14 protein-coding genes are annotated in these 12,400 nt (G+C 62.9%); 8 read left to right on the top strand and 6 right to left on the bottom strand.

Features of this window, described 5'->3' with window-relative positions; genetic code table 11:
- Positions 1 to 600: 600 nt before the first annotated feature.
- From MRBLMD1_RS20230 to MRBLMD1_RS20220, 3 genes are all read left to right on the top strand, one after another.
- A complete protein-coding gene (locus MRBLMD1_RS20230; RefSeq protein WP_307490695.1) occupies positions 601 to 897 on the top strand; it encodes a hypothetical protein in 297 nt (98 codons plus the stop codon).
- A gap of 74 nt (positions 898 to 971) precedes the next feature.
- Positions 972 to 1,382, top strand: a complete 411-nt coding sequence (locus MRBLMD1_RS20225; RefSeq protein ID WP_307490692.1) for a DUF3054 domain-containing protein — start codon at positions 972 to 974, stop codon at positions 1,380 to 1,382.
- Positions 1,383 to 1,503: 121 nt separating this feature from the next.
- The gene (locus MRBLMD1_RS20220) at positions 1,504 to 1,785 is read left to right on the top strand and encodes an Lrp/AsnC family transcriptional regulator (protein WP_141160402.1); all 282 of its coding nucleotides are present in this window, start codon (positions 1,504 to 1,506) and stop codon (positions 1,783 to 1,785) included.
- Between the two features lie 16 nt (positions 1,786 to 1,801).
- On the opposite strand, the gene trpD is transcribed toward MRBLMD1_RS20220, so the two are convergent.
- Positions 1,802 to 2,857 (bottom strand): anthranilate phosphoribosyltransferase, encoded by a 1,056-nt coding sequence (gene trpD / locus MRBLMD1_RS20215; RefSeq protein ID WP_159631965.1) that lies wholly within the window; start codon positions 2,855 to 2,857, stop codon positions 1,802 to 1,804.
- Between the two features lie 112 nt (positions 2,858 to 2,969).
- On the opposite strand from trpD, the gene MRBLMD1_RS20210 reads away from it, so the two are divergent.
- The 4 genes from MRBLMD1_RS20210 (at position 2,970) to MRBLMD1_RS20195 (ending at position 7,336) form a co-directional block, all read left to right on the top strand.
- The gene (locus MRBLMD1_RS20210; RefSeq protein ID WP_286397109.1) at positions 2,970 to 3,644 is read left to right on the top strand and encodes a cytochrome c oxidase subunit 3; all 675 of its coding nucleotides are present in this window, start codon (positions 2,970 to 2,972) and stop codon (positions 3,642 to 3,644) included.
- An 86-nt stretch (positions 3,645 to 3,730) separates the two neighbouring features.
- Entirely contained in the window at positions 3,731 to 4,519 is a 789-nt protein-coding gene (locus MRBLMD1_RS20205) for a c-type cytochrome (RefSeq protein ID WP_224026114.1), read from the top strand.
- A gap of 98 nt (positions 4,520 to 4,617) precedes the next feature.
- Positions 4,618 to 5,688, top strand: coding sequence for a ubiquinol-cytochrome c reductase iron-sulfur subunit (locus MRBLMD1_RS20200; RefSeq protein WP_159631963.1), 1,071 nt, complete (start codon positions 4,618 to 4,620; stop codon positions 5,686 to 5,688).
- Positions 5,666 to 7,336, top strand: a complete 1,671-nt coding sequence (locus MRBLMD1_RS20195; RefSeq protein ID WP_364402946.1) for a cytochrome b — start codon at positions 5,666 to 5,668, stop codon at positions 7,334 to 7,336. Before MRBLMD1_RS20200 ends, MRBLMD1_RS20195 begins: the two co-directional genes overlap by 23 nt.
- Positions 7,337 to 7,447: 111 nt before the next feature.
- On the opposite strand, the gene MRBLMD1_RS20190 is transcribed toward MRBLMD1_RS20195, so the two are convergent.
- Positions 7,448 to 8,218 carry a GntR family transcriptional regulator gene (locus MRBLMD1_RS20190; protein WP_364402943.1) on the bottom strand — a complete coding sequence of 257 codons (771 nt, stop codon included), beginning with the start codon at positions 8,216 to 8,218 and terminating at the stop codon, positions 7,448 to 7,450.
- Positions 8,219 to 8,377: 159 nt separating this feature from the next.
- Between MRBLMD1_RS20190 and MRBLMD1_RS20185 the strand changes: the two genes are divergently transcribed.
- Positions 8,378 to 8,671 carry an HPr family phosphocarrier protein gene (locus MRBLMD1_RS20185; protein WP_159631960.1) on the top strand — a complete coding sequence of 98 codons (294 nt, stop codon included), beginning with the start codon at positions 8,378 to 8,380 and terminating at the stop codon, positions 8,669 to 8,671.
- 76 nt (positions 8,672 to 8,747) lie between these two features.
- On the opposite strand, the gene MRBLMD1_RS20180 is transcribed toward MRBLMD1_RS20185, so the two are convergent.
- From MRBLMD1_RS20180 to MRBLMD1_RS20165, 4 genes are all read right to left on the bottom strand, one after another.
- Complete coding sequence (locus tag MRBLMD1_RS20180) at positions 8,748 to 9,149, bottom strand: cytochrome c oxidase subunit 4 (RefSeq protein ID WP_159631959.1); 402 nt, start codon at positions 9,147 to 9,149, stop codon at positions 8,748 to 8,750.
- Entirely contained in the window at positions 9,146 to 10,873 is a 1,728-nt protein-coding gene (gene ctaD, locus MRBLMD1_RS20175) for a cytochrome c oxidase subunit I (protein ID WP_159631958.1), read from the bottom strand. Before ctaD ends, MRBLMD1_RS20180 begins: the two co-directional genes overlap by 4 nt.
- Positions 10,874 to 10,883: 10 nt before the next feature.
- Positions 10,884 to 11,756: a cytochrome c oxidase subunit II gene (coxB, locus tag MRBLMD1_RS20170; protein ID WP_159631957.1), complete on the bottom strand. Its 873-nt coding sequence runs from the start codon at positions 11,754 to 11,756 to the stop codon at positions 10,884 to 10,886.
- Positions 11,757 to 11,941: 185 nt separating this feature from the next.
- Complete coding sequence (locus tag MRBLMD1_RS20165; protein WP_159631956.1) at positions 11,942 to 12,328, bottom strand: HesB/IscA family protein; 387 nt, start codon at positions 12,326 to 12,328, stop codon at positions 11,942 to 11,944.
- Positions 12,329 to 12,400 lie beyond the last annotated feature (72 nt).

The following is a 12,400-nucleotide window of genomic DNA, read 5'->3' as shown; positions in this document are numbered from 1 at the left end:
CCGCGGTCATCACACAGCACGCAGCCCGCGCAGCCACCCGAATGTCTGACTACATCGTCTTCAAGAAGAATCAGCGTCCCTAACGCCCGCGCATGGCAAGAAAACGGATAACGTACTTCGCCATCAATGTCTCGAGCGCTGCTGGTAGAAGCCATTCCGGCGTGGTCCCCCGCAGTGGTGGTCAATGACGCCTTTGCATCGAGGCTCCGACCACAGCTCCGATTCCGAGCCCCAGCGCAAAGCCCCAGAATGGTGTGTGGAAAATCGCCAGCCCCAGGCTGATTCCCAAGGCTGCGCCCACCAGGCTGCAAATCCATAGGGCTTTGTTCACGATCTCTCCGTTATGGGCGGGTGGGCTCAACTACTGCAGCGACCTTACTTCATCCCTATCCGGTACGTGCCTAAAAACGGGGAGATCCGCATCGAAATTGGGTAGCTCCCACCCATGCGCCAACGGCCTTGGGCGTCCTAACCTTTTGGACATGGCGGCAGGCCCACCCGGCCCGCCGCAGGCGCGCGATGGGGCGGTCCCTGGATCCTCCTTTGGTCATGCAGACGGCGGCGGCGCCCGGTACTCCTTTTACTCCCCAGGACGCCCCCATGCGCGAACTCCCCCGCCCCCACACCTGCCCGCATTCCACGGCCACCTGCCCGGCTTGCCGTTCCGAGATGCGCGACGAAGCCCTGCGGCAGGCTCCCGGCAGACCAATTATTCTGCTGCGCCCCGCACCCGTCACGGTGCGTTCCCTGCCGGCAAACGCCTTGGCCTACACCGTGACCGATGTCCTCATTGAGTGGGACGCGGACATGGATTACCACCTGCGGTGGGAGGCAAGCTGGCTTGTCCACCGGGTGCAGGCAGCACACAAAGACCGCCGCCTCCAGGAAGCAGTCTGACCGCCCGCTCCCCCGCCCCCGGCTACGGGACATCCGCACACGCCCACCTCCCGTCGGCGGCTAAGCTCGAAACCATGAGTTCGTTGAAAACCAAGCCTGCACAGACATCACCGGCACGGGCAGCAGTGGTGGCGGCAGCGGTGGATATGGTGCTGATCCTCGTTTTCGCCGCGATTGGCCGCGATGCACACCACCGTGAGGAGCCCATCCTCGGTGTGCTGTTGACTGCCTGGCCGTTCCTCGCCGGCGCGGCCGCCGGATGGATGATCGCCCGCGTATGGCGGAGCCCCTTCTCCATCACCCGGGCAGGGGTTCCAGTCTGGCTCGGAAGCCTGGTGGGCGGCATGCTCCTGCGGGCATTGACCGGGCAGACAGTTGTCCTGCCCTTCATCATCGTTGCCACGATTGCCCTGGCGGTGTTCCTTGTGGGCTACCGCCTCCTGCTGGCAGGCGCCTCACGCCTCCGCCGCAGGCCGGGCAGGTAGCGGGCACCAGAAGTTGGGCGGCAGGGTGGCGGCAGGGGAAACGGCACCCGTGTAATAGGCTGGCTGGAGAGAAAAGCCTGCCGTTCCCCAGTGCGGCGGCACCGATTGAAGGGGTACAGACGTGGTTACCGCATTTGTTCTGATCAAGACCGACGCCGCCCGCATTCCGGAGACGGCGGAAGAAATTTCGGCCATCGAAGGCATCAGCGAAGTGTATTCCGTCACCGGCGAATGGGACCTCATTGCGGTAGCCAGGGTCCGCAGGCATGAAGACCTCGCGGACGTCATTGCGGACAGGCTCTCGAAAGTTCCCGCCGTGGTCCACACCACCACCCACATCGCCTTCCGGGCGTACTCACAGCACGACCTCGACGCCGCCTTTTCGCTGGGTTTCGAACAGTAATCCGGCAACCCGGCCGTTAGGCGCGGGAGAGGGACACCCAACGGTCCAGGACGGCAGCGGCAGCACCGGAGTCGATCGAATGCGCGGCACGCGCGAAAGCCTCCTGCATCCGTGTCAGGAACGGGCCCTGTGCTTCGAGGTCGAACGCAACAAGGCCGGCCGCGGCGTTCAGCAGGACCGCATCCCGAGCGGGACCCTGGCTGCCGGCAAGGACGTCGCGGACCACTCCCGCGTTGGCCGCCGCATTGCCGCCGCGAAGCTGTTCAACAGTAGCCAGGCTGATGCCGAGGTCCTGCGGCGAGAAGTGCAGTTCATTGACGGCTCCGTGCCGGATTTCCCACACGGTTGATGGGCCAGTGGTGGTCAGCTCGTCCAGGCCGTCGTTGCCACGGAAGACCAGTCCCCTGCTCCCTCGGCGGGCCAGGACGCCCGCCACCAGCGGCGCCATCCGCGCGTTCGCAACGCCCACCGCCGAAGCCTGGACATTGGCGGGATTGGTCAGCGGTCCCAGGAAATTGAACGCAGTGGGCACTGCCAGCTCCCGCCGGGGCACGGCGGTGTGGCGGAATGACGGGTGGAACACCTGCGCGAAGCAGAACGTGATTCCCGCCTCTTCAGCGTTCCGGGCCACCCGGGCGATAGGCAGGTCAAGCCGGACACCGAGCGCTTCAAGAACGTCAGCAGACCCGGACGACGACGACGACGCCCGATTGCCGTGCTTAACCACCTTCGCGCCGGCCCCGGCAGCGACCAGGGCGGCCATGGTGGAGATGTTGATGGTGTTAAGTTGGTCACCACCCGTGCCGACGATGTCCAGTTTTTCCCCGGTGATTGTCACGGGGTTGGCGTGGGCGAGCATTGCCTCAACCAGGCCGGAAAGCTCGTCCACCGTCTCGCCTTTGGCGCTGAGGGCCACAAGGAATCCGGCAATCTGTGCAGGCGTGGCTTCACCGGACATGATGGTGTCCATGGCCCAGGAGGTGTTCTCCGCAGTGAGGTCATTGCCCTTGATCAGGGCCGAGATCAACCGGGGCCAGGTGTTGCCGGACGCTGTAGTTGCCTGAGAAGTCACTTGCTGATGCTATCGACCGACGGCGGCCACTGACCAATGTGAACGGTTGCGGGAACTTTTCCCGGCGATTTCGCGTCTTTGTAGAAAAAGTCCCCCGAAAAGGCGGTTTGCGTTGGGCAGCACGGACTTTTACAGACATAATGTCTATGTGACATCTGCGACCCATGCCCCCAGTACCCCGGCGCACCCCACGCTGAACCGCCCCAATATGGTTTCTGTTGGAACCGTTGTGTGGCTGTCCAGCGAGTTGATGTTCTTCGCCGGTCTCTTCGCCATGTACTTCACTCTGCGCTCCACCAGTGGGCAGATGTGGGCGGAAGAGACAGCCAAGCTCAACTTCCCCTTTGCGCTCGTAAACACGATCGTCCTCGTGGCCAGTTCCTTTACTTGCCAGATGGGCGTCTTCGCCGCAGAGCGGCTGCAGCCGCGGCGCGCCGGAGGTGCACTGCAGTTCGCCCGCTGGGGAATGAACGAATGGTTCACCCTGACGTTCCTCATGGGCGCGTTCTTCGTTGCCGGCCAGACCACCGAGTACGCAATGCTGGTTTCCGAGCACGTCTCGCTCTCCTCCAACGCTTATGGCTCGGCCTTCTACATGACCACCGGCTTCCACGGCCTCCACGTCATCGGCGGCCTGATTGCCTTCCTGCTCATCATGGGCCGGTCCTTCGCGGCGAAGAAGTTCGGGCATTTCGAAGCAACGTCCGCGATCGTCACCTCTTACTACTGGCACTTCGTTGACGTCGTGTGGATTGGCCTCTTCCTGGTCATCTACGTACTCAAGTAGCCAGCTTTGATTCTTTTTCTACAAGAGGCAGAATTTCAGGTAGCGGCTCCCGGAGCCGGCGCAGGATCGAATAAAGGAACCACCACGTGAAGGCACTCTCACAAAAGCGGCGTCACCCACTTGCAGCAATAGCGCTGCTTCTGATGGGGCTCCTCATCACGGGTGGGCTGTACGCCGTGGCAACCACCGTCAACCAGGCCAAGGCTTCGACCACCACGTTCAGCGCAAGCGACACAGAGGAGGGCGGCAAGCTCTTCGCCGCCAACTGCGCCACCTGCCACGGCATGGGCGCCAGTGGTTCCAAGGATGGCCCCTCGCTGGTGGGTGTCGGTGCAGCCGCTGTTGATTTCCAGGTGGGCACCGGCCGCATGCCGATGCAGATGAACGGCCCCCAGGCCATGAAGAAGCCCGTCCAGTTCAATGACGAGCAGACCCACCAGCTTGCAGCCTACGTAGCCTCCCTGGGAGCCGGCCCGGCAGTTCCTGCAGAAGACCTGACAAACGGCGGCGGCGATGCAGCTGCCGGCGGTGAGCTCTTCCGGACCAACTGCGCCATGTGCCACAACGCCGCCGCTGCCGGTGGCGCGCTGACCCGCGGCAAGTTCGCACCCGCCCTTGCCGATGTATCCGGAAAGCACATCTACGAGGCCATGGTCACGGGCCCGCAGAACATGCCGGTCTTCAACGACGCGAACATCACTCCTGAAGGCAAGAAGGACATCATCACCTTCCTGAAGCAGATCGAGACCACCGGTTCACCGGGCGGTGCCGACCTCGGCTCGCTGGGTCCGGTTGCTGAAGGCCTGTTCGTTTGGGTTGCCGGTCTTGGCGTCATCATCGCCTTCACCATCTGGCTCACCTCCAGGACGTCCTGACGTTCCGCAGGAACACACAACTTCTGCTGCCCTGTCAGCAGCTTGAAATTAGAAACTAACCCGGCAACTGCCGGGACGAGAGAAGGATGAGGCGAATTATGGGCAACCATAGTGACGGCAGTCCGAACCACTCGGGCACCGTAGCTACGGCTGGTCAGAATGAGGTGGAGAAGTTCCAGGATCCTGGAATTCCCCCGCATCGTTTGCGCCTGGCTGACACGGACCCGAAGGCCGCAAAGCGGGCAGAACGGCAGGTCGCCTTACTATTTGGCATTTCTGTTGTTGGAACCCTGATCTTCCTGGTGGCGTACTTCGCCATTGATCTGGGTGATGACTCCAGCATCGCCACCATCCGGCTCCAGAACGCCCTGCTCGGCGTTGGCACTGCCTTCGCAATGCTGGGTATCGGTACCGGTATCGTGCACTGGGCCAAGGCCCTGATGCCCGACCACGAAGTCTCCGAGGAACGCCACGCCATCCGTTACGAAGAGGACCGCCAGGCTGCGGTGCGCATCGTTGACGACATCGTGGAAGAGACCGGCATCAAGCGCCGCCCGCTGATCCGCAACACCCTCCTGGGTGCGGTCGCACTTGCCCCGCTTCCCGCCGTCGCCATCTTCGGTGACCTCGGACCCCGCCCTGACGACAAGCTCGCGCACACCATGTGGGCTCCCCAGGACGGAAAGCGCAAGCGCCTTACCCGCGACCCCGATGGAACCCCCATCAAGGCCTCGGACGTCACCATCGGTTCCGCCTTCCACGTCATTCCCGAGGGCCTGAACGAACTGCAGGAGGGCAAGCTCAACGAGAAGGCAAAGTCCGTTGTGCTCCTCATGCGCCTCGATCCCGCGTCGCTGAACCCCTCCAAGGGCCGCGAAGAATGGGGTTACAACGGAATCGTTGCCTACTCCAAGATCTGCACCCACGTTGGCTGCCCCGTTGCTCTGTACGAGCAGCAGACGCACCACCTGCTGTGCCCGTGCCACCAGTCCACCTTCGACCTCACGCAAGAGTGCAAGGTGATCTTCGGGCCCGCCAGCCGTCCTCTCCCCCAGCTGCCCATCGCAGTTGATGACGAGGGCTACCTCGTCGCTACCAGCGACTTCCATGAACCCGTAGGACCAAGTTACTGGGAGCGTGATTCGCATGAGCGCAGCATCAACAGCTGAGCCGGCATTCGTCGCCAAAACCAAGGCAGGCCGGATCACCGACTTTGTCGACTCACGAGTTGGCGGCTCCGGGATCCTCCGCGAGTTCGGCCGCAAGGTCTTCCCCGACCACTGGTCATTCATGTTCGGTGAAGTGGCGCTGTACTCCTTCGTCATCCTGCTGCTGTCCGGAACGTTCCTGACGTTCTTCTTTGATCCGTCCATGGCGGAGACCCACTACGACGGCGGCTACATTCCCCTTAAGGGAGTGGAAATGTCGGTAGCGTACAGCTCCTCGCTGAACATCTCCTTCGACATCCGCGGCGGATTGTTCATGCGCCAGGTGCACCACTGGGCTGCCCTGCTGTTCGTGGCATCCATCGCAGTCCACATGCTGAGGGTCTTCTTCACCGGCGCATTCCGCCGCCCGCGTGAAATGAACTGGGTGGTGGGCAGCGTCCTGCTGATCCTGGCCATGGCTGCAGGCTTCACCGGGTACTCGCTTCCCGATGACCTGCTGTCCGGCAACGGCCTGCGCATCATCGACGGCGTCATCAAGTCCATCCCGGTCATCGGAACGTACATCTCGTTCTTCCTGTTCGGCGGGGAATTCCCCGGCACGGCCATCATCAGCCGCCTCTACATGCTGCACATCCTGCTGGTGCCGGCGTTGATCCTGCTGATGATCGTCCTGCACCTGTTCATGGTCGTGGTGCACAAGCACACGCAGTACCCCGGTCCCGGTCGCAACGACAACAATGTTGTCGGTTACCCCCTGGGTCCTGTTTACGCAGCGAAGGCCGGTGGATTCTTCTTCATCGTCTTCGGCGTGATCGCCCTGATGGCGGCATTCTTCACCATCAACCCCATCTGGAACTACGGTCCGTACGACCCCTCCCCGGTGTCGGCCGGAACCCAGCCTGACTGGTACATCGGTTTCGTCGACGGTGCCCTGCGACTCATGCCCGGCACACTCGGCAACTGGCACGTGGAACAGATCTTCTTCGGTCACGTGTTCACGTTCAACGTGCTCCTCCCGGCCCTGGTCCCCGCTGGCATCCTGTTCACCGTGATGTTCACCTACCCGTGGATCGAGCGCTGGATCACCAAGGATGACCGCGAGCACCACGTCCTGGACCGCCCGCGCAACGCCCCGACCCGTACGGGCATCGGTGTTGCCGGATTCATCTGGTACTGCGTGATGTGGGCAGCTGCAGGTTCCGACCTCATTGCCACCCACTTCCACGTGTCCCTGAACGACGTCACGTACTGGCTCCGGGCCCTGTTCTTCGTCGGACCGATCATCGGCTTCATCGTTGCCAAGCGTGTTGCCCTTGCACTGCAGCGCAAGGACCGGGAAATCGCCCTGCACGGCCGCGAGACTGGCCGTATCGTCAGGCTCCCGCACGGCGAATTCATCGAGGTGCACGCCCCGCTGGATGAGTACAAGCGCTACAAGCTGGTTGGCTTTGAATCACCCGAGGTCATCCCGGCCCTGCCCAACGAGCACGGTGTCGTGACCCGCAAGGAGAAGCGCCGCGCGTTCCTCTCCCGCTGGTTCTTCGAGGACCGCGTTGCTCCTGCTACCCCTGCAGAGCTTGAAGCAGCCCACGGCCACGGCCACGAGGCAGTTGAAGCAGCAGAAGGTTCCAAGAGCCTGACGCACTAAGCGACGATTGATACAGGAAGGGCCCGATCCTATGGATCGGGCCCTTCCTGCTTTAAGAGTTCTCCTGCGTGCGCCACCAACGGCCCATGGCTGTGGCCTCCCGGCGTGCTGTCAGTGGCTGCGGGCGCGGCGCGCTCCCGGCCGCTGCAGTGGCACCCACAGCTTGTACCGGTCGGCCCTGTAGTACGACACGGAATAGTCAACCATCGCCCGTGCCACAAAGGCGTGCCGCTGGATCTTCAGCAGGGGCGCACCCACCTCCACGTTGAGCAGGCGTGCCGTGGACGGGGAGGCGGCGGTCGCCTCAATCATGTCCTCGCCCCACTCCATCACCAGGCCAAACTGTTCGCTCAGGACGTTGTAGAGCGACGTGGGTGGCTCGCCGTCGAGCAGGCCCGGGACGCGGTGTGCCGGGATGAAGTTCTCGTCCACGCTCATCGGTTCCCCGTCGGCCAGCAGGAGCCTGCGGAACCGGACCAGGGGTGTGCCCTCGTCCAGCTGGAGTTCGCGGGCCAGGAACGCGCTGGCGCCGATCTGCTCAAAGCTCAGCACCTTGGCAGCAGGCACCATGCCGCGCCTCTGCATCTCTTCGCTGTAGGACGTGAGCTTCACCTGCAGGTCGAGTTTCGGGCGCCGGACAAAAGTTCCCAGGCCCACTACGCGCTCGATGACCTCCTCCCCCACCAGGGCGTCGATGGCCTGCCGGACCGTCATCCTTGCCAGTCCAAACCGTTCGGCAAGGTCACGTTCTGATGGCAGCGCCGATCCGGGCGGGCACGACTGTGCGATGTAGCTCCGCAGGATCTCCCGAAGTTGCACGTAGATGGCCGTACCGCTGGTGCGGTCTATTTCACCCGTGATTGCCGTGGCGCCAGCTGCCATGATCTTCTCCTGCCGTTGGTTTCCCCTCAATTTTAGGACGGTCTAGACCAGTCCCGGGACGCGGACGCTCTTTCGCGCGGCAGGCATGGCGGCCGCTATATTTGGTCTGGAAATTTTGCCAGCAGACGGATGGGGCCGTCTTTCGTATAAGGAGTCCCTTTGCCAACACAGAAGGCCGTGGTGGCAGCGCCGGTAGGCCTGCATGCACGTTCCGCCGCGGTATTTGTCCGGGCTGTCACCGATACAGGGCTTCCGGTCACCATCAGCAAGGCGGGCGCGGCGAAGGTGGACGCCCGGTCCCTGCTCCAGGTGATGGCCGCCGACTTTGCACAGGGGTGTGAGGTGGAGCTGTCCGTCAGCGAAGCCGCGCTCGAGGACGACCTGGGACGTGAAACCGTGGAGGCGGCCCTTCGGGACCTTCGCGTACTTTTGGAGTCCCAGGGGGCCGGCTGAGGGCCGTAAAAACCCCTTAACGACGTCGGGCCCCACCATATTGGTGGGGCCCGACGTCGTTATTCTTATTGCTTGCCTAGTGTGCGTGGTCTCCGCGGCTGTATTCGTACACCCAGCCGACGAGGGCTACGATGGCGATCCCGCCGGCGATGAAGATGACCCAGGCGCCAACTGCCAGGCCCAGGAAGCCAGTGGCGCAGGCGATACCCAGGACCAGGGGCCACCAGCTCCAAGGGCTGAAGTGCCCCTGTTCGCCGGCGCCCTCGTGGATTTCCGCATCGCTGCGGTCCTCGGGACGAAGGCCTACGCGCTTGCCGGTGAAGCCCAGGTAGGCGCCGATCATGCCGGCCAGGCCGGCCACGAGCAGGATGCCCAGGATGCCCACCCATTCGCTCCAGTTGGTCAGGAATCCGTAGACCAGCGAGACGGGAACGAAAAAGAAGACTCCGGAGCCAAAGATCCAGGATTCGATTTTCACTGTGCGGTGTCCTTCTGGTCGGCGTTGCCGAGTACTGCCGCTGCGGGAGCCGGCGAGTCAACGGTGTGGACTTGGCGGAGTTCCGGGTGGTGCAGGTCCAGGGCGGGACGTTCGGAACGGATCCGGGGCAGGGACGTGAAGTTGTGGCGCGGCGGCGGGCAGGACGTGGCCCACTCGAGCGAAGCACCGAAGCCCCACGGATCATCGACCTGGACCTTTTCGGCCTTGCGCCAGGTGATGTAGACGTTCCAGAAGAACGGGATGAGGGACGCGCCCAGCACGAAGGATGCCACGGTGGAGAACTGGTTCATCCACGTGAAGTTGTCCTCCACGAGGTAGTCCGCGTACCGGCGCGGCATGCCCTCGACGCCCAGCCAGTGCTGGATCAGGAAGGTGCCGTGGAAGCCCAGGAACAGCAGCCAGAAGTGGATCTTGCCCAGGCGCTCGTTGAGCATCTTGCCGGTCCACTTGGGCCACCAGAAGTAGAACCCGGCGAACATGGCGAACACCACGGTGCCGAACACCACGTAGTGGAAGTGCGCCACCACGAAGTAGGAGTCCGAAACGTGGAAGTCAAGCGGCGGCGAGGCCAGGATGATGCCGGTAAGACCACCGAAGAGGAAGGTGATCATGAAGCCGAGGCTCCAGAGCATGGGCGTCTCGAAGGTCAGCGACCCGCGCCACATGGTGCCGATCCAGTTGAAGAACTTCACGCCGGTGGGCACTGCGATGAGCATGGTCATGAACGAGAAGAACGGCAGCAGGACGGCGCCGGTGACGTACATGTGGTGGGCCCAGACGGTGACCGAGAGGGCCGCGATGGCGATGGTGGCGTAGACCAGACCCTTGTAGCCAAAAATCGGCTTGCGGCTGAACACCGGGAAGATCTCCGAGACGATGCCGAAGAACGGCAGCGCGATGATGTACACCTCGGGGTGTCCGAAGAACCAGAACAGGTGCTGCCAGAGGACGGCACCGCCGTTCTCAGGATCGAAGATGTGGGCACCGAACTTGCGGTCCGCGCCGAGGGCGAACAGGGCGGCGGCCAGCGGCGGGAACGCCATCAGGACCAGGATCGCGGTGATCAGGGTGTTCCAGGTGAAGATGGGCATACGCCACATGGTCATGCCCGGAGCGCGCATGCAGATGATGGTGGTGATGAAGTTGACCGCACCGAGGATGGTGCCGAAGCCGGACAATGCCAGGCCGAAGACCCACAGATCGCCACCAATGCCCGGGGTGAACGTGGTGTTGGACAGCGGCGCGTAGGCGAACCAGCCGAAGGATGCAGCACCCTGCGGGGTGATGAAGCCGGAGACGGCGATGGTGGAGCCGAACAGGAAGAACCAGAAGGCCAGTGCGTTCAGACGCGGGAACGCGACGTCGGGCGCGCCGATCTGCAGCGGCATGATCACGTTGGCGAAGCCGGCGAACAGCGGGGTAGCGAACATCAGCAGCATGACGGTGCCGTGCATGGTGAACAGCTGGTTGTACTGTTCCTTGGTCTGCAGGATCTGCATGCCGGGCTCGAAGAGTTCCGCACGGATCAGCAGGGCCATGACGCCGCCGAGGCAGAAGAACACGAAGGACGCGATCAGGTACATGTACCCGATGGTCTTGTGGTCAGTGGAGGTGATCCAGTTGACGACGATGCGCCCCTTGGATTTGGGTACCACGGGAGCCGACAGGACCCCCGTGGGTGCGGATTGGGTGTACGTAGCCACGTCGCTCCCCTTACTTGGTTTCGTTCAGGTTCGGGTTGCGGTCGTACTCCACGCCGAGCAGGCCGGTGTTGCCTTCAGCCTTGAGCTGGTCCATGTGGGCCTGGAATTCAGATTCCGACACCACCTTGACGCGGAACAGCATTTCGGAGTGGTACTCGCCGCAGAGTTCGGCACACTTACCGTCGTAGGTGCCCTCTTTAGTGGGGGTGAACCGGATGTAGTTGGTCTTGCCGGGAATCATGTCGCGCTTCTGCAGGAAGGCGGGAACCCAGAAGGAGTGGATGACATCGCGGGCGTTGAGCTCGAGGTCAACGGACTTGTTCACCGGCAGGTACAGCGTGGGGAGCTGTTCCTTGTCGATGGTGTTGCCGGTGAGGTGCGCCTGGACGCCGGCCTCGTGGAGGTCTTCCTGGATGACATCGCCGGACTTGTAGTTGAAGTCCCAGGCCCACTGCTTGCCGCGGACGTCCACGACGACGTCGGCAGGCTGTGAGCGGTCATCGATGGCCTGCTGGTCACGGTCCGTGAAGTAGAAGAACACCAGGACCATGAAGATCGGGATGGTGAGGTAGAAGACTTCCAGCGGAAGGTTGAAGCTGGTCTGCCGCGGGAAGCCCACGGTTCCCTTGCGACGCCGGTAAGCGACCACGCACCAGATGATCAGGCCCCACGTGATGGCGCCGACCACGAGCGCAGCAATCCATGAGTTGACCCAGAGGTCCATGATGCGGTCGGTGTTGCTGGTGGTGCCACGTTCAGTGGGCATCCACCCTTTCTCTACCTCTGGCGAACATCCGGTCAAAACCAACGCGCCGGCTATAGCCAAGCTTGAGATCGTGGTGATCGTTTTGCGTCGGCTGCCGGTTCGGTTCTGCGAACTCACAGACGGCCCTTCCTACTTGTTACTGTTGTCCGGGCAGCCATCGGCGCTCCGGGCACAAAAAAGTTTTACTACTCGGTGTAGAGCTTACCGCTCCCCCGGGCGTTTCGCCCACATGTCGGCGCCGAGCCCCCGTGCCGTTTTATGCGGCAGGAAGCCCGGCGCCGACATCAGGCGAAATAACCGGCCTAGTGGAATGAATCGCCGCAGGCGCACGAGCCGCCGGCGTTCGGATTGTCGATGGTGAAGCCCTGCTTCGAGATGGTGTCCTCGAAGTCGATGCTTGCGCCGCTCAGGTACGGCACGCTCATTTTGTCGACGACGACCTCGACTCCGTCAAAGTCGCGGACGGCGTCTCCGTCAAGGAGCCGCTCGTCGAAGTAGAGCTGGTAGATCAACCCTGAGCATCCGCCGGGCTGCACGGCCACGCGCAGGCGCAGGTCCGTGCGGCCTTCCTGCTCGAGGAGGCTGCGGACCTTGCCGGCGGCGACGTCGGTCAGGTTGACCTCGTGAACGGGCAGTTCGTCGCTGGCCACGGTGGTGGCGGTGCTGTTTTCGTTGGTTGAGGTGCTCATTGGCCTACCTTCTTAGGACGGTCTGGCGGCGTCGCCGTAACGGCGCCTGCCCCTACAAATACGGTATGGGCT

It is taken from the genome of Pseudarthrobacter sp. LMD1-1-1.1 (genome assembly GCF_040676255.1).
In the GTDB taxonomy this organism is placed as follows: domain Bacteria; phylum Actinomycetota; class Actinomycetes; order Actinomycetales; family Micrococcaceae; genus Arthrobacter.
Note: the sequence above shows the minus strand (reverse complement) of the source record. Positions and strands in the feature narration are given on the sequence as shown.